Below are 16,448 nucleotides of genomic sequence, written 5' to 3'. Positions count from 1 at the left end.
CTGCTGCAGTACTACTACGGCAACCTGCGCGACTTCTACAAACAGCACTTCTTCGGCCTGGTGCACGACTGGAAACTGCCGGTCGGCGCGCTGAAATCCGACCTGCGCTATTTCACCAGCGACTCCGACGGCAAGAACGAGAGTTCCTCCGGGCGTGCCGAGGGCTACCGGAGCAGCGGCGCCAACGGCAGCAGCGGCGAGGTCGACAACAACCTGTGGAGCGCCATGTTCACCTACAGCCTGGCCGGCCACGCGCTGAGCGCCGGCTACCAGAAGGTCACCGGCAACAGCGACTTCCCGCACATCAACCTGGGGACCGGACGCACCCTGCACCTGATCACCAACGGCCAGATCGGCAAGTTCGCCAGCGCCGGCGAGAACACCTGGGTGGTCGGCCATACCTACGACTTCGCCGCGATCGGCGTGCCGGGCCTGAAGACCAAGCTGATCTACTTCAGCGGCGACGACATCGACGCCGCCGGCAGCGACAACAAGGAGTGGGAGCGCAACTTCCGCGTCGACTACACGGTGCAGAACGGCCTGTTCAAGGGCGTCGGCCTGGCCTGGCTGAACGCCGCGTCCCGCGGCAACGACGGCCGCGACCTGGACGAGAACCGCCTGGTGGTGACCTACAGCCTGCCGCTGTTCTGATCGGCACCAGGCCAGATCCAGCATCGGGTCGGCCCCTTTCGCTCGACGCATCCGCGCCCGCGAAGGGGGCTCTTTACCGTACCGTTTTCATTGAGTCCGCCGGTAACAACAACAATGAAGAACCGCACCCAACGATTCCCGCTCCGCCCTTCCGCTGCCCTCACCTGCGCCCTGCTGCTCGCCGGCACTGGCGCCCAGGCGGCCTTCGTCGACGACGCCAAGGGCACCCTGACCCTGCGCAACTTCTACATCCACCGCAACTTCGTCGACGACGGTGCCACCCGCAGCAAGGCCGAGGAATGGACCCAGAGCTTCATCTTCGACCTCAAGTCCGGCTATACCGAAGGCCCGGTCGGCTTCGGCGTCGACGTGCTCGGCCTGTACTCGCTCAAGCTCGACGGCGGCAAGGGCACCGGCGGCACCCAGTTGCTGCCGCTCGACAAGGACGGCACGCCGGCCGACCATTTCGGCCGGATCGCCGTCTCCGGCAAGATGAAATTCTCCGAAACCGAGCTGCGCGTCGGCGAGTGGGCGCTGGTGCTGCCGATCCTGCGCGCCGACGACGGCCGCTCGCTGCCGCAGACCTTCCAGGGCTCCATGCTCACCTCCAAGGAGGTCAAGAACCTGACCCTCTACGCCGGCCACATCACCGGCAACAGCCCGCGCGACGACGGCAGCATGGAGGACATGACGCTGAACGGCACCAGCCCCTACACCAGCGACCGCAAGTCCGACGACTTCGACTTCGGCGGCGCCGAATACAGCTTCAACGACAAGCGCACCACCATCGGCGCCTGGTACGCGCGCCTGAAGGACATCTACAAGCAGCGCTACTTCCAGGTGCTGCACACCCAGCCGCTGGGCAAGGAATGGACCCTCGGCGCCAACCTCGGCTACTTCGACGGCGAGGAGGACGGCGAGGCGCTGGAAGGTCACCTGGACAACAAGCTGCTCTCCGGGATGTTCTCCCTGCGCTACAACGCGCACACCTTCTACCTGGGCCTGCAGCGGGTCAGCGGCGACAGCAAGTGGCTGCGGGTCAACGGCACCAGCGGCGGCACCCTGGCCAACGACAGCTACAACGGCAGCTTCGACAACGCCCGCGAGCGCTCCTGGCAGGCGCGCTACGACTACGACTTCGCTTCCCTGGGCATGCCCGGCCTGACCCTGATGACCCGCTACATCAAGGGCACCAACGTGCACACCGGCAACATCGACGACGGCGAGGAATGGAACCGCGAGACCCAGCTCAGCTACGTGGTGCAGAGCGGCCCGGCGAAGGACCTGATCCTGCGCTGGCGGAACTCGACGATCCGCCGCGACTGGGGCGCCAACAACAAGTTCGACGAGCAGCGCCTGATCGTCCAGTACCCGCTGTCGCTGTTCTAGCCCGGGCCGCAAGGCGCTCTGGACCAGCCCGGGGCCGGAGCGCCTGCTGCCGCGCAGGTCCGGCCCGCAACCAGGCGCGGACAGCCCCGTTTCCTCCCTCGCATGCATCCCTGCAGCCGGCGGCTTCCATCCGTTGTCCATAGGAAGCCCTTGCCGTTCGCCCCCTGGCCGAACCGGCAAGGGCGACCGCTTCCCGAGCGGAACGCCCGTCAAGAACGACAAAGGATGCAAGGACCCGCGAATGGAAACCTCGACACTGAGCAGTAGCGTGCCGAACCCCACGCCCCGCGCCGCCACCGGCAAGATGCTGGTGGATGTGGGGGGCCACAACGATTTAAGCCTCGCCCTGGCTTTGCAGGCCGACAGCAGGATGCTGCTGGCGGGCTACAGCTACGACACCGGCAGCCGGAACTACGACTTCAGCCTCGTCCGGCTGGACGCCGACGGCAGCCTCGACACCGGCTTCGGCAGCCTCGGCAAGGCCCGCTTCGATATCGCCCAGGACTACGATGAGGGCCGCAGCCTGAGCGTGCAGCCCGACGGCAGGATCCTGCTGGCCGGCCACAGCTACACCCCCGACAGCGGGAATTACGACTTCAGCGTGATCCGGCTGAATACCGACGGCAGTCTCGATACCAGCTTCGGCAGCGACGGCAAGGCCACCTTCGATCTCGGGAGGGACGATTACGTCTATAGCATGGCCATGCAGCCCGACGGCAAGATCCTGGTGACTGGACGGAGCGATAACGGCAGCGATGACAACTTCGGCGTAATCCGGCTGAACGTCGACGGCACCCTCGACACCAACTTCGGCAGCGATGGCAAGGCCATCTTCGAGCTCGGATATAGCGACGACCAAGGCCATAGCGTGACCGTACTGCCCGACGGCAAGATCCTGATGGCGGGATCCAGCTATGACTATTCCGAGAACAGCACCTATTTCGACTTCAGCGTGATCCGGCTGAACGCCGACGGCACGCTCGATACCAGCTTCGGTAGTGATGGCGAGGCCATCGCCGATATCGATGGGAACAGCGATTTCGGCAATAGCCTGCTCGTGCAGCCCGACGGCAAGATCCTGGTGGCCGGACGGAGCTACAATCCTAGCTATGACACCGAATTCAGCGTGGCTCGACTGAATGCCGACGGCAGTCTCGATGCCAGCTTCGGTAGCGACGGCAAGGCCAGCTTCGCTCTCGGGAAAGGCTACGCCCAAGTCAATAGCCTGGCCCTGCAACCGGACGGCAAGATCCTGCTGGCTGGACAGAGCTATAACCCCGACAACGCTACTTACGACTTCAGCGTGATCCGGCTGAACGTCGACGGCTCGCTCGACACCGGCTTCAGCGGCGACGGCAAGGCCATCTTCGATATCGCGTGGGGCAACGATGAAGGGCACAGCCTGACCGTACAGCCCGACGGCAAGATCCTGGTGTCGGGATATAGCTATAACCCCAGCGGCAATGGTTACGACTCGAGCAGATATGACTTCAGCGTGATCCGGCTGAACGCCGACGGCACCCTCGATAAGACTTTTGGGGCACTGCCCGAGGATTTGCTCTTAACGCTCGAGGGCAACCACGACAACAACGATGTATTGATCGGCAGCGACGCCTACGAGCGGCTCCTCGGCAAGAGCGGCAACGACGTCCTCGATGGCGGCGCCGGGCGCGACAGCCTGAACGGCGGCACGGGCGCCGACCTGTTCCGCGTCTCGGCCCGCAACGACAGCTATCGCACCGACAGCGAAAACCTCAGCGACCGGATCGTCGACTTCGATCCCGGCGAGGACCGCATCGACCTCTCGGCGCTGGGCTTCTCCGGGCTGGGCGACGGACACGACGGCACCCTTGCCGTGCAGACGAACGACGCCGGCACCCTCACCTACCTCAAGAGCTTCGAGGCGGATGCCGAGGAGCGGCGCTTCGAACTCGTCCTGAAGGGCGACTACGCCGGCCAGCTCGACAATAGCCATCTGATCTTCGAGCCGCTTGTCCTCGAAGGCACCGAGGCTGGAGACAACCTGCAGGGTAGCCCGGTGGCGGAGATCCTTGTCGGCAAGGACGGCGACGACCGCCTGCATGGCGCCGGCGGCGACGACCTGCTCGACGGCGGCGCCGGGCGCGACACCTTGAGCGGAGGTACGGGCGCCGACGTGTTCCGCTTCTCGGCCCGCAACGACAGCTACCGCACCGACAGCGAGGGTTTCAGCGACCGGATCCTCGACTTCGATCCCGGCCAGGACCGCATCGATCTCTCGGCGCTGGGCTTCGCCGGCCTGGGCGATGGCCGCGACGGCACCCTGGCCGTGCGGGTGAACGAGGCCGGCACGCGGACCTATCTGAAAAGTTTCGAGGCGGATGCCGAAGGACGGCGCTTCGAGATCGTCCTGGACGGTGACCTCGCCAACCGGCTCGACAGCGACAATGTGCTCTTCGCACCTGTGACCATCGAGGGCACCGAGGCCGGTGACAGCCTGATCGGCCGTCCGGCGGCGGAAAGCCTCGCCGGCGGGGCTGGCGACAACTATCTGCATGGCGGCGCCGGCACCGACATTCTCGACGGCGGCCTCGGGCGCGACACCCTGGCCGGCGGCAGCGGTGCCGACCTGTTCCGCTTTTCGAGCCTCAAGGACAGCTACCGCACCGATAGCGAAGGCTTCAGCGACCTGATCCTCGACTTCGACGCCGGCGAGGACCGCATCGATGTGTCGGCACTCGGCTTCAGCGGCCTGGGCGACGGCCACGGCGGCACCCTGGCGGTGCGGGTGAACAGTGCCGGCACGCACACCTACCTCAAGAGCTTCGAGGCGAATGCCGAAGGACAGCGCTTCGAGATCGCCCTGCAGGGCGACTACGGCGAGCAGTTGTCCGCCGACGCCTTCCTCTTTGCCGCGCCCAACCAACTGGAAGTCATCGGCAGCGTGCCGCCCGAACAGGTCGGCTGAAGGAGCATCACGACCGGCCAGGGGCGAAGGCCCCCGCCGGCTCGTTCGGCCTTTTCACGCCGGCCGCGAGGCGGCGTTCGTCAGGGCCGAAGCGCGAGGCCGGCAGCGGAAAGGACGCGTGTCAGTTGCTCTGGCAACCTTTGCCCATGACGCTGTATTCGACGACGTGCCGCTGGCCCTGATGGTCTTCGTAGACCATGTGCACGGGGACGACTTCGCAAACGTTGCCCGGGTCCTCGACGCTGATGACCCTGGCAATGTCCAGCTTCGTTTTGTAGGTGTACTTCTCGACCTTGGGCTGCTCGGCGGCCTGGGCCACTCCGCCCAGTACGGCAAGGGAGGCGGCGGCCATGAAAACGGACAGGAAGCGTTTCATCGTGGATGTCCTAACTGTGCAAACTTTCGGAAGTCTTCAGTCGGAACGAATGACGCTGAAGGCACTGCGCAACCTGCCGGGCCGTTTGCGTGAGCCGGGTGTCTGCAGGTGTCGCGGCTTTTTCGTAAGCCAGCTATAGATTATTTGGCTAACGTCCCACGATAAATTCACCGCCTGGCCAAAGGCTTCGTACTTTCCGGAAAGAATCGCTCAGGGCGCGCCCGGAGCGCCGACGATCCGCCCGTCCACCAGCTCGATGGTGCGCAGGCAGCCGGCCGCCAGGCGCGGGTCGTGGGTGACCACCAGCACCGCGCAGCCGAACTGCGCGTTGAAGCGGCGGAACAGCTCGAAGACGTTTTCCGCGGTATGGGTATCCAGGTTGCCGGTCGGCTCGTCGGCCAGCAGCAGGGCCGGGTGGGTGACCAGCGCGCGGGCGATGGCGACGCGCTGCTGCTGGCCGCCGGACAGCTCGGTGGCCTTCTTGCCGGCGAAGCCTTCGAGGCCGACCTCGGCCAGCAGGCCGCGGGCGCGCTCGATGTCCGCAGCATCCGGCTTGCCGTGGCGGATCATCAGCGGCATCAGCACGTTGTCCAGCACGCTGAAGGCCGGGATCAGGTGGTGGAACTGGAAGACGAAGCCGATCGCCTCGTTGCGCAGGCGGGTGCGCGCCCGGTCGTCCAGTTCGCGGGTCGCCCGGCCCTGTAGGTAGAGCTCGCCGGCGCTCGGGCTGTCGAGCAGGCCGATGAGATTGAGCAGGGTGCTCTTGCCCGAGCCGGACGGGCCGATCAGCGCGGTCAGCTCGCCGCGCACCAGCCGCAGGTCGATGCCGTGCAGCACCTCGGTCTCCTGCGGCGTGCCGGGGTTGTAGACCTTGCACACGCCGGCCAGGCGCAGGACCTCTTCAGGCTCAGACATAGCGGATCGCCACCGCCGGGTCGTAGCGCGCGGCGCGGCGCGCCGGCACGGCGGCGGCGAGCACGCCGGTGAGGGTCGCCACCGCCATGGCGCCGGGAATCAGGGTCGGCTCGACGAGGATCTCGAACAGCCGGGCGCCGAAGCGGTTGAAGGCCTGCACCAGCAGCCAGGCCAGCGCCCCGCCGACCCCCGAGCCGAGCAGCCCGAGCAGCCCGCCCTGGAGCAGGAAGACCCGCAGGATCTGTCCGCGCGGACTGCCCATGGCGCGCAGGATGCCGATCTCGCGGGTGCGCTGGACCACGCTCACCGCCAGCACGCTGGCGATGCCGAAGGCCACCGAGAGGCCGACGAAGATGCGGATCATCTGGGTGGTCATGGTCTGCGAGCGCAGCGCATTGAGCAGTTCGCCGTTGGTGGCCATCCAGCTCTCGGCCTTCAGTCCGGTGAGCCGGGCCAGGCGCACGGCGATGTCCTCGGCGGCGAAGATGTCGGCGACCTTGGTGTCGATCACCGTCACCGCGCCGGGCAGGTCGAGCAGGGTCTGCGCCTGCTTGAGGTCCAGGTAGACGTGGCGGGCGTCCAGCTCGCGCACGCCGAGCTCGAAGATGCCGGTGATATCGACGATCGCCTCGCGTCCCTCGCCGGCGTCCAGGCGCAGCTTGTCGCCCAGGTCCAGGCCGAGGTCGTCGGCCAGCTCCTTGCCGACCACCGCATGCCCGGCGCCGATCTCGAAGCGCCCGGCGATCAGGTCGTCGGCCACCGGCACCACGCGCAGGTAGCGCACCGGATCGATGCCCAGCAGGGCGACCGAGGCCCGCGCCACGCCGCGCCGGCCCATGGCCGGGCCGCTGACCACCGGCGACACGGCGAGGATGTCGGGCTGCCGGTCGAGCACGTCGCGCACGTCCTGCCAGTTGCTGATCGAGCGCAGACGCTGCGGCCGGGGGTTCTCCAGGTCGAGGGCGAGCAGCCCGAGCGGCGCGGGCAGCACGCGGTTGACCTCGTCCGGCGGCAGCATGCGGATGTGCGCCTGGGTGCCCAGGGTGCGGGCGATGACGTTGCTCTGCAGCCCGGTGACCAGCGCGGTGATGAACACGATCACCGCGCAGCCGACGGTGATCCCCACCAGGATCAGCAGGGTCTGCAGGTAGTTGTCGAGCAGAAAGCGCAGGGCGATCTTCCATTCGAGCCACAGCGACCCGCCCATCGCCGTCACTCCGACCGGCCCAGCGGCAGCGGCCGTTCGCGCAGGCGCACGCGCGCGCCCTCCCCGGCCGCCACGGCCAGCACCCGGTCGCCGGGCGCCAGGCCCTCGAGCACCTCGCTGAGCGCGGTGCCGCGCAGGCCCAGACGCACCGCCACCCGCTCGACGTGCTCGCCGTTCAGGCGCAGCACCGCGCCGCGCGAACCGTCGCGCTCGAACAGGGCGTCGTTGGGCAGCACCAGCGCCTGCTCGCGGCGGCCGGTCTCGATGTTCACCGAGACGGTCATGCCCTGGCGCAGGAAGTCGGCCGCCTCGAGCAGGTCCAGGTGCACGTCGAGGGTGCCGCGGCTGGTGTCCACCGCCGGCGCCAGGTAGCTGACCCGGGCGGCGAGGACCCGCTCGGGATAGGCGTCGGCGACCACCTGGGCGAGCTGGCCGGGGGCGACCGGCGCCAGGTCCTTCTCGTCCAGCGGCAGGAGGATCTCGCGGGTGCCTGCGCGGGCGATCTCCAGCAGGGTGCGCCCCGGCTGCACCAGATCGCCCGGCTCCACCGCGCGGGTCTGCACGATACCGTCGACCTGGGCATGAATCCGCGTGCGCGACAGCGCCACCCGCGCCGCCTCCAGACGCTGGCGCAGCACCCGCTCCTCGCTGCCGCCCGCGGCCAGCGCCGCGGCGGCCAGGCGCGCCCGCTCATGGGCCACCCGCGCCGCCGTCTCGGCGCGGCGCGCCTGCTCGCGCTCCTCGGCGCCGACCACCCGGCGCTCGGCGAGCACGTCGCGGCGCTCCCGCTCGCGGCGCGCCTGCTCCAGGTTGGCCTGGGTCTCGCGCAGCAGCGCCTCGGCCTGCAGGCGGGTGGAGCGCAGCAGCTGCTCCAGCGCCGCCTCGGCCTCGCGGACCCGGGCGCGCTGCTCGTCGTCGCGCAGCTCGAGCAGCAGGTCGCCGGCGCGCACCGCATCGCCCTCGCGCACATGGCGGGCCGCCACCACGCCGGTGATCTCGCTGCCGACCTGGGCGAGCGACTGGCTGCCGACCTCGCCGCTGGCCACTACCCGCTGCACCAAAGGCCGCAGCTCCAGCCGATAGCCGGGCAGCTCGGGACCGCGCCAGCTGCGCCAGAACCAGCCGCCGGCGACGGCCAGCGCCAGCAGGGCGAGCCACAGGAAACGCGAACGCAGGGGGGAAGGCACCGGCTCTCCTTGAATCCGGCCAGGACGCTCAATCCTGACCGGGCGCCTTGGGCCTGGCAAGCGCCCGCGGGACGCAGTGGCCTTTACCCATCTTTACCCTGCCCTGACAGCCCCTTACTGCCGCTGCGCCGATACTGCCGCCCACGGCGGGGCACGCCCCGCCCTCTCTCATGAGGAGGCGCACACGATGAAACCCCATGGTCGACGCACGGCGATCGCACTGCTGCTGGCAGCCCTCTGCGGTCCCGTCCTGGCCGGCCCGCACGGCCCGGGACACGGCCACGGCCTACCGGATTTCGCCCGCGAGGTGTGGATCGGCAGCACCCTGTACTTTCTCGCTGCCGGCACCTACTACTGTGGAACGCCGACCGCAAGCAGTACGTGGTGGTCCAGCCGCCGCCCGCGGTGCCGGCGCTGCCGGCCAACAGCTACGAGGTGATCGCCTATCCCTCGGCCGGGCAAAGCCAGGACCAGCAGGCGCGCGACCGCTACGAGTGCCATCGCTGGGCGGTCAACCAGAGCGGCTTCGACCCGTCCAGTGCGACCCAGGCGCCGCCGGCGGCCACCGCCGACTACTACCGACGGGCGCTGGGCGCTTGTCTGAGCGGGCGGGGCTACAGCATCAACTAGGCAGGTCCCAGCCAGTACCCACGCCCGTAGCGGCGCACGCCGACGGCAGCGGGCATGGCCGGCTCCGGACTGCCGCCGGCCCATGAAGCTTCCCGGGCAGGCAGTCAGAACTCGCGGCCGCCCCCGGCGGGGACGGCTCGGCCATGTCAGGCGACCGGATCGACCTGCGGGCTGGCGCCTACCAGCGCAAGCTCCGTGGCGCTGCCGTCGAAGACGAAGCTGGCCTCGCCCAGCCCGGCGTGGCTGCCCTCTAGGGCGATCTCGAAGCGCTCGCCGGCGGTATTTGCCTCGAAACTCTTCAGGTAGGTCCGTGTGCCGGCGCTGTTCACCTGCACGGCCAGGGTGCCGTCGTAGCCGTTGCCCAGGCCGGTGAAGCCCAGCGCCGACAGGTCGATCAGGTCCTCGCCGGCATCGAAGTCGAGGACCAGGTCGGCCAGGCTGGAACTGCTGGTGCGGTAGCTGTCCTGGCGGTTGGAGAAGACGAAGGTGTCGGCGCCCTCGCCACCGCTCAGGCGGTCGCGCCCGGCACCGCCGTCGAGCACATCGTCGCCGGCCCCGCCGTCCAGACGGTCATCGCCGGCATTGCCGAGGAGCTGCTCGTCGGCCTCGCCGCCGACCAGCACATCGTTGCCGTCGCCTCCCTGGATGAGCTTGACGGACGAATCGGACACCGTCGAATGAACCCCGGAGAGCTGCACCGCGGCGACCTTCCCGCCGCTGATGTCGTTGTCCCGCAGGGTGGTGTAGTCGCTGCCGTCGTTGCGCTCCTGCACGGCGTAGTTGGCGTTGGCCGAGGCAGCGATGAGGTTGCCCTCGATCCAGGTGTTCAGGGTTTCGTACAACTCCCCGGTGATCTGGCTGTCGTCGAAGGCCTGCAGCAGGACTTCCGGGTAGCTGCCGTTCTGCGCGTTGTCGTGGATCCGGTTGTTCAGGATCTGCACGTCCTCCGCGCCGGAGAGGCGCACGCCGGCGCTGCCGTTGCCGTAGACCTCGGTGTTCTGCAGGGTGACGTCGTGGGTCATCTTGAGCAGCACGCCTTCCAGGGCGTTGTCGTGGTAGGCGCCGCCATCGATCAGGATGTTGGCCGGCTGGGCGATATCCTCCATGCCCCGCTGAATTGCCAGGCCATTGCCGCCGTTGCCGTAGGCGACGTTGTTGGTCAGGGTGAAGTCGTGGGTGCTGGTGACCACGTTGAAGCCGTGGCGGTCGTTGGCGTAGGAAACGTTGTTCTCGAAGGTGCTGCCGATCAGGTAGTCGGCGACGAAACCGTCGAGGCCGTTGTCATGGGCCACGCTGTCGCGGATCGTCAGGTTGATGGTCTGCTCGTGGGGATCGAAGCCGTAGCCGGACATCTCGCGGACCTCGACCCGCGCGACGGTGACGTTGCGGTCGGCGCCGTCCTCGCCGGGGATGTAGCCGGTATAGAAGCCGTCGACCCGGCCGCTGGTGTTGTCGCGGTTGCCGTCCAGGGTCAGGTCGCTGATGCCGTAGTCGTGCGTCTGCTCGCCATTGGCCGAGCGGATCATGCCGGTGACGTTCCGCCCCCAGCCATCGACCAGCCTGATCACCGTCTCGCCCATGCCGGCGCCGGCCATATAGACGTTGTTCTTGATCATCAGGGCGCCATCCGACGACTTGTCGCCGCCGCTGACCCGATACTCGCCGGCCGGCAGGTAGACGCTCCCCCCACCGGCCTTGTAGGCGGCGTCGATCGCCGCCTGGATGGCATCCGTGTCATCGGTCCTGCCGTCGCCCTTTGCCCCGAAATCCTTGACGTTGAAATCCATTTGCTTCGCTTCCGTATCCAGAATGCGTACTTGGACGCAATGTGAGGGAGAGGGACGGAAACAGCCGACTGCCCGAACAAGCCATCCCGGCCCGTGACATCGTCGTGAAATGTTGCACTTCCAGTGTCAGTGCGCCCCGAAGGCACTTCGGAGCGGCCGAACCACGGCCGCTCCTTCTGACCGCCGAAAAGCTCCTCACGTTCTTTTGGAATAAAGAATTGTCGTTAGAAGCCTTTTCTGAAAAAGCCCTCAAATCGCCCGCAAATCGCGCCGGTACTGGCGAAGCCATGGGAGTATCATCTGCGCAGTCAAGGGATGGCGAGCAGGGAGCTGTCTTGAAAGGATCGACACCGTTACGCCGGCTTTCCGCAGCCGGCCTGCTGTGCGGGTGGCTGCTCGCCCCTCTGGCCGGAGCCGAGGCGTTGCGCTTCGCCCTGGTCGCCAAGCAAATGGACCAGTCCTTCTACGCGCTGGCCGGCGAGGGCTGCGCCGAGGCCGCGCAGGCCGAGGGCGACACCTGCCTGCTGCTCGGCCCCTTGGGGACGGAGCATTTCCGCCGGCAGGGCGAAGTTTTGAGGCAGGCCCTCGCCCGGGACGATCTGGACGGCATCGGCCTGGCGGTCACCCACTCCAGGTGGCTGGCCGAGCATGCCCTGAAGGATGCGGGCCGAATCCCGCTGATCGCCTTCAGCTCGGACCTGGCCCCCGCGGAGCAGCAGCTGCGCCGAAGCTACGTCGGGCTCGACAACCTGCAATTCGGCCGGCAGCTGGCTGTGCTCGCCCAGCGCTTCAGGCCGCAGGGCGGGAAGCTGTGCATCCTGAGCGGCGGCATCCAGCACACCAACCACCTGGAGCGTATCCAGGGCATCCGCCGACAGCTGCGCGGCAACCCGGCCGAGGATGGCGCGACCGGCCGGCTGCAGGGCGAGAACGGCTGGAGCGAACCGAGCCGCTGCCCCCTCTACGGCAACAACGATCCGGCCAGCGCGCGGCTCAGGCTCGCCACTCTGCTGGCCCCCGGCAGCCAGCTGGATGTCATCATCGTCCTCGGCAACTGGCCGCTCTACGAGGCGGACGAGTACCGCAGGCAGATCGGCCCGCTGCTCGCCGAACTCGACAAACAGGGCCGGCGCCCGGTCATCATCGTCACCACCCACGAAATGGACGCGGCGCAGCGGGCGCTGCTCGACGATGGGCTGGCCCAGGCCTACCTGAACATGGAGGGCCGGGAGATCGGCCGGCAGAGCTACCGGATGCTCAAGCGCCTGGCGCGGAGCGAGCCCGTTCCCGAGAAGGTCTTCGTCGCCAGCCATGTCTACCTGCCCGGCGCGCCGCCGGCCGTTGCCCCGGAGCCTTAGCTCCAGTGGCCTGACTCGAGCGTTCCCTACGCCTCCTCCGCCCGGCGTACCGGCGGAAACTCGATCCGCACCCTGAGCCCGCCGCTGGCCCCGTCCAGCAGGCGGATCGCCGCCTGGTGCGCCCGGCAGATTTCGCCGACGATCGCCAGCCCGAGCCCGGCGCCGCCGCGCTGCGGGTCGAGCCGCTGGAAGCGTTCGAAGACCTTCTGCCGGGCGCTTTCCGGGATGCCCGGGCCGTCGTCCTCGACCTCCAGCACGGCCGGCGCGGCGACCCGCAGGATCACGTTGCCGCCCGGCGGGGTGTGCGCCAGGGCGTTGTCCACCAGGTTGCTGAGCAGTTCGTTGAGCAGCGTCGGCTCGCCCGTCACCCAGACCTCGTCCGGCCCCTCGAAGGCCAGCGCCACGCCGCGGGCGTGGGCAAGGGGCGCCAGGGCCAGGCCCAGCTCGCGGCACAGCGAGCCCAGCTCGACCGGCTCGGCGCCGCCCTCGGCGATCGCCTGGGCGCTGCTTTCGATGCGTGCCCAGGAGAGCAGCTGGTTGGCCAGGTGGGAGAGCCGGTCGCCGCTCTGCCGGGCCTCCTCCAGGGTGCGGTACCAGGCGTCCGGATCGCGCTCGCGCAGGCCCAGTTCGAGACGCGCCTTGAGCGCCGCCAGCGGCGTGCGCAGCTCGTGGGCGGCGTCGGCGATGAACTGCGACTGGCGCTCCAGGAGGCGGCGCAGGCGCCCGGTGAACAGGTTCAGGGCGCTGACCAGCGGCAGTAGTTCGCGCTGCACCGTGACCCGCGGCAGGGGCCGCAGGTCTTCCGGGCTGCGCTCCTCCACCGCCTGGCGCAGGCGTTCGAGCGGGCGCAGCGCGGCGGTCACCACGAACCAGGCCAGGGCCATGGCGCAGACCGCCAGCAGGCCCAGGCGCAGCAGGGTGTCGACGAGCAGGCCGCGTGCCATGCGCTCGCGGGCCTCCTCGGTCTCGGCCACGCGGATTTCCGCCATGCCGCTGAGCGTGGTTTCGCTGACCGGCTGCTGCAGGCTGACCACCCGCACGCTCTGGCCCCGGTAATGGGCGTCGTAGAAGCGCGCCAGGGCCGGGTAGTCGCGGGTCAGCAGGGTGTCCACCGGCGCCCCGGGCAGGTTCTCGTAGCCGGACACCAGCTGGCCGTGGATGTCCAGCACCTGGTAGTAGATGCGCCCGGCGCTGTCGAAGGCGAAGCTGTCCAGGGCCAGGTAGGGGATGTCGGCGCGCAGGCTGCCGTCGGATTCGGAAAGCCCGGCGGCGATGCTGCGCGCCGAGGCCAGCAGGGTGCGGTCGTAGGCCCGGTCGGCGGCCTGGCGGCCGTTGTAGTAGGCGCTCAGCCCGCTGACCGCCAGCAGCACCGCCAGCAGCCCGGCCATGCGCCGCAGCAGGCGGCCGCGCAGGCTGCCGTCGACGCGGATGCCGGCGCCCGGCTCATTCACCGCGCGCCTCCAGCAGGTAGCCGAGGCCGCGGAAGGTGACGATGCGCACGCCGCTCGCCTCCAGCTTGCGGCGCAGGCGGTGGACGTAGATCTCGATGGCCTCGGGGCTAACCTCGTCGTCCAGGCCGAACACCTGGGAAGCCAGCTGCTCCTTGCTCATCACCCGTCCGGGACGGGCGATCAGCGCGCTCAGCACCGCCTGCTCGCGGGCGGTCAGGTTGAGCGGCTCGCCGGCCAGGCTGAAGCGGCTGGTGGCCAGGTCGTAGACCAGCTCGCCGCAGTGCTGCTGGCGCTCGCCGCCGAGCACGCTGCGGCGCAGCAGGGCCTTGACCCGCGCCTCCAGCTCGGCCAGCTCGAAGGGCTTGGCCAGGTAGTCGTCGGCGCCGAGGTTGAGCCCCTGCACGCGGTCCTTGACCTCGGCGCGGGCGGTGAGCATCAGCACCGGCACCCGGTTGCCGCGCTCGCGCAGGCGGGCCAGCACCTCGAAACCGTCGAGCCGCGGCAGGCCGACGTCGAGCACCACCAGGGTGAAGTCCTCGCTGGACAGCGCCAGGTCGGCGGCCACCCCGTCGTGCAGCACGTCCACGGTCAGCCCCGCCGCGCGCAGCGCCTGGGCCACGCTGTCGGCCAGCGGGGCGTGATCCTCGACCAAAAGAATGCGCATGGCGGTCTCCACAGATGGGCTCATGCAAGCCAGTGTACAGGCCCGAAGCCAGGTTGATCAGCCGGGATCGGAGGCGAAAGCACAGTGAAAGCCTGGTGAAAGGTTGGACCACTAGGATGGCTCCAGAGTCGCTCGCCGGGTCCGCCCCGCACGCGCCTCACCCCGGCAGCCGCCGTGCAGTGACGCGGCTTCCCGACAACAACAACAACAACAACAATGGAAACCACTGTATGCCTCGCATCCTGCTCGCCCCGCTGGCGCCCCTGCGCGTCCGCCCGCCCCAGGCCGCCTTTCGCCTGTCTTGCCCCCGCTGCCGGCGTCCGCCCGCGACCGCCTGCCCGTCCGTCTGAAACCGCGTTTCCTGCGACAACAACAACAATCCAGAGGAAAACCTCCATGCGTCCATCGCTGCGCAATACCCTGCTGGCGGCCGGCTCGGCCGTGCTGCTGTCCGCCCCGCTGAGCGCCGAGCCCAAGCGCCCCGAATGCATCGCCCCGGCCGCCCCCGGCGGCGGTTTCGACCTCACCTGCAAGCTGGCGCAGAGCGCGCTGGTCGAGGCCAAGCTCCTGGAGAAGCCGATGCGCGTCACCTACATGCCCGGCGGCGTCGGCGCGGTGGCCTACAACACCATCGTCGCCCAGCGACCGGCCGATGCCGGCACCCTGACCGCCTTCTCCAGCGGCTCGCTGCTCAACCTCGCCCAGGGCAAGTTCGGCCGCTTCGACGAGAACGCGGTGAAGTGGCTGGCGGCGGTCGGCACCAGCTACGGCGCCATCGCCGTGCGCGCCGACTCGCCCTACAAGACCCTCGCCGACCTGGCCGCCGCGATCAAGGCCAACCCCGAAAAGGTGGTGATCGGCTCGGGCGGCACCGTCGGCAGCCAGGACTGGATGCAGACCGCGCTGATCGCCAAGGCCGTCGGCGTCGATCCGCGCCAGCTGCGCTACGTGGCCATGGAAGGCGGCGGCGAGATCGCCACCGCGCTGCTCGGCGGGCACATCCAGGTGGCCAGCACCGACATCTCCGACTCCATGCCGCATGTCGAGAGCGGCGGCATCCGCATCCTCGCGGTGCTCTCCGAGCAGCGCCTGGACGAACCGGCGATGGCCGCCATCCCCACCGCCCGCGAGCAGGGCTACGACGTGGTCTGGCCGGTGATCCGCGGCTACTACCTGGGACCCAAGGTGAGCGACGCCGACTACGCCTGGTGGAAGGACTCCTTCGACCGCCTGCTCGCCTCCGAGGACTTCGCCCGCCTGCGCGACCAGCGCGAGCTGTTCCCCTTCGCCATGACCGGCCCCGAGCTGCAGGCCCACGTGTCGAAGGAAGTCGCCCGCTACCGCGAGCTGGCCAAGGAATTCGGCCTCACCCAGTGATCACACTGGCGAAGCCCCCCCCTGCCGGGGCTTCGCCCGAGGACGCCATCATGCTGCTGCAACGCCTGTTCCTGGCCGCCTGGCTCGTGCCTGCGCTGGCCATGATCTACATCGGCTCCGCCTACCAGGCGCCGTTCGCCTACGAGCCGGTCGGCCCGCGGGCCTTTCCCCTGCTGATGCTGGGACTGCTGGCTGCCGGCCTGGTCTACCTGCTGATCCACCCGACGCCGCTGGCCGACGATCCCGACGAACTGCCGCCCGGCGTGGAGGGCTACCGCAAGGTGGGGCTGGGCATCGCCCTGCTGCTGGGCTTCGCCCTGGCCTTCGAGCCGCTCGGCTTCATCCCCGCCAGCACCCTGGCCGGGCTGTGCTTCGCCCGCCTGTACGGCGGCCGCTGGCTGCCGAGCCTCGGCCTCGCCGTGGTGATGGCGCTCGGCCTGTACCTGCTGTTCGACCGCCTGCTCGACGTGCCCCTGCCGCTCGGCCTGCTCGCCGGCCTGGAGATCTGA

General features: G+C 69.0%; 14 protein-coding genes. 7 read left to right on the top strand and 7 right to left on the bottom strand.

Translation table 11 applies throughout. The features are described 5' to 3' along the window. The 3 genes from EV691_RS19565 to EV691_RS19555 all read left to right on the top strand — a co-directional run. A partial coding sequence (locus EV691_RS19565) for an OprD family outer membrane porin (protein ID WP_131837562.1) occupies positions 1 to 651 on the top strand: 651 nt, incomplete at its 5' end. Between the two features lie 114 nt (positions 652 to 765). Next, positions 766 to 2,040 (top strand): OprD family porin, encoded by a 1,275-nt coding sequence (locus EV691_RS19560; RefSeq protein WP_131299586.1) that lies wholly within the window; start codon positions 766 to 768, stop codon positions 2,038 to 2,040. A gap of 241 nt (positions 2,041 to 2,281) precedes the next feature. Further along, entirely contained in the window at positions 2,282 to 4,987 is a 2,706-nt protein-coding gene (locus EV691_RS19555; RefSeq protein ID WP_131299583.1) for a M10 family metallopeptidase C-terminal domain-containing protein, read from the top strand. Between the two features lie 121 nt (positions 4,988 to 5,108). Here EV691_RS19555 and EV691_RS19550 read toward each other — a convergent pair whose 3' ends face one another. From EV691_RS19550 to EV691_RS19535, 4 genes are all read right to left on the bottom strand, one after another. Further along, complete coding sequence (locus tag EV691_RS19550; protein WP_090899091.1) at positions 5,109 to 5,363, bottom strand: DUF2790 domain-containing protein; 255 nt, start codon at positions 5,361 to 5,363, stop codon at positions 5,109 to 5,111. Between the two features lie 210 nt (positions 5,364 to 5,573). Next, complete coding sequence (locus EV691_RS19545; protein WP_131299580.1) at positions 5,574 to 6,278, bottom strand: ABC transporter ATP-binding protein; 705 nt, start codon at positions 6,276 to 6,278, stop codon at positions 5,574 to 5,576. Next, positions 6,271 to 7,485 carry an ABC transporter permease gene (locus EV691_RS19540; RefSeq protein ID WP_039801175.1) on the bottom strand — a complete coding sequence of 405 codons (1,215 nt, stop codon included), beginning with the start codon at positions 7,483 to 7,485 and terminating at the stop codon, positions 6,271 to 6,273. Before EV691_RS19540 ends, EV691_RS19545 begins: the two co-directional genes overlap by 8 nt. A gap of 5 nt (positions 7,486 to 7,490) precedes the next feature. Next, positions 7,491 to 8,672 (bottom strand): efflux RND transporter periplasmic adaptor subunit, encoded by a 1,182-nt coding sequence (locus tag EV691_RS19535; RefSeq protein WP_131299577.1) that lies wholly within the window; start codon positions 8,670 to 8,672, stop codon positions 7,491 to 7,493. Between the two features lie 309 nt (positions 8,673 to 8,981). On the opposite strand from EV691_RS19535, the gene EV691_RS19530 reads away from it, so the two are divergent. Next, entirely contained in the window at positions 8,982 to 9,302 is a 321-nt protein-coding gene (locus tag EV691_RS19530) for a hypothetical protein (protein WP_242672587.1), read from the top strand. A gap of 146 nt (positions 9,303 to 9,448) precedes the next feature. On the opposite strand, the gene EV691_RS19525 is transcribed toward EV691_RS19530, so the two are convergent. Further along, positions 9,449 to 11,089, bottom strand: a complete 1,641-nt coding sequence (locus tag EV691_RS19525; protein ID WP_131299574.1) for a glycosyl hydrolase family 28-related protein — start codon at positions 11,087 to 11,089, stop codon at positions 9,449 to 9,451. Positions 11,090 to 11,424: 335 nt separating this feature from the next. Between EV691_RS19525 and EV691_RS19520 the strand changes: the two genes are divergently transcribed. Then, positions 11,425 to 12,447: a substrate-binding domain-containing protein gene (locus EV691_RS19520; RefSeq protein ID WP_242672586.1), complete on the top strand. Its 1,023-nt coding sequence runs from the start codon at positions 11,425 to 11,427 to the stop codon at positions 12,445 to 12,447. A gap of 26 nt (positions 12,448 to 12,473) precedes the next feature. Here the strand turns inward: EV691_RS19520 and EV691_RS19515 are convergent, their stop codons facing one another. Together EV691_RS19515 and EV691_RS19510 are read right to left on the bottom strand one after the other, a co-directional pair. After that, positions 12,474 to 13,877, bottom strand: coding sequence for a sensor histidine kinase (locus EV691_RS19515; protein ID WP_131299592.1), 1,404 nt, complete (start codon positions 13,875 to 13,877; stop codon positions 12,474 to 12,476). A gap of 13 nt (positions 13,878 to 13,890) precedes the next feature. Beyond that, on the bottom strand, positions 13,891 to 14,562 hold the full coding sequence (locus EV691_RS19510; protein ID WP_131299568.1) for a response regulator: 672 nt from the start codon (positions 14,560 to 14,562) through the stop codon (positions 13,891 to 13,893). 396 nt (positions 14,563 to 14,958) lie between these two features. On the opposite strand from EV691_RS19510, the gene EV691_RS19505 reads away from it, so the two are divergent. Next, positions 14,959 to 15,939 (top strand): Bug family tripartite tricarboxylate transporter substrate binding protein, encoded by a 981-nt coding sequence (locus tag EV691_RS19505; RefSeq protein WP_131299565.1) that lies wholly within the window; start codon positions 14,959 to 14,961, stop codon positions 15,937 to 15,939. A 50-nt stretch (positions 15,940 to 15,989) separates the two neighbouring features. Further along, positions 15,990 to 16,448 (top strand): tripartite tricarboxylate transporter TctB family protein, encoded by a 459-nt coding sequence (locus tag EV691_RS19500; RefSeq protein WP_131299562.1) that lies wholly within the window; start codon positions 15,990 to 15,992, stop codon positions 16,446 to 16,448.

The sequence above is a fragment of the Azotobacter chroococcum genome (assembly GCF_004339665.1).
In the GTDB taxonomy this organism is placed as follows: Bacteria; Pseudomonadota; Gammaproteobacteria; order Pseudomonadales; family Pseudomonadaceae; genus Azotobacter; species Azotobacter chroococcum.
Note: the sequence above shows the minus strand (reverse complement) of the source record. Positions and strands in the feature narration are given on the sequence as shown.

Coding starts and splice junctions, on each gene's coding strand:
- EV691_RS19525 (WP_131299574.1), bottom strand. CDS start 11,089: ATGGATTTCAACGTCAAGGATTTCGGGGCAAAGGGCGACGGCAGGACC.
- EV691_RS19550 (WP_090899091.1), bottom strand. CDS start 5,363: ATGAAACGCTTCCTGTCCGTTTTCATGGCCGCCGCCTCCCTTGCCGTA.
- EV691_RS19510 (WP_131299568.1), bottom strand. CDS start 14,562: ATGCGCATTCTTTTGGTCGAGGATCACGCCCCGCTGGCCGACAGCGTG.
- EV691_RS19560 (WP_131299586.1), top strand. CDS start 766: ATGAAGAACCGCACCCAACGATTCCCGCTCCGCCCTTCCGCTGCCCTC.
- EV691_RS19500 (WP_131299562.1), top strand. CDS start 15,990: ATGCTGCTGCAACGCCTGTTCCTGGCCGCCTGGCTCGTGCCTGCGCTG.
- EV691_RS19540 (WP_039801175.1), bottom strand. CDS start 7,485: ATGGGCGGGTCGCTGTGGCTCGAATGGAAGATCGCCCTGCGCTTTCTG.
- EV691_RS19505 (WP_131299565.1), top strand. CDS start 14,959: ATGCGTCCATCGCTGCGCAATACCCTGCTGGCGGCCGGCTCGGCCGTG.
- EV691_RS19555 (WP_131299583.1), top strand. CDS start 2,282: ATGGAAACCTCGACACTGAGCAGTAGCGTGCCGAACCCCACGCCCCGC.
- EV691_RS19545 (WP_131299580.1), bottom strand. CDS start 6,278: ATGTCTGAGCCTGAAGAGGTCCTGCGCCTGGCCGGCGTGTGCAAGGTC.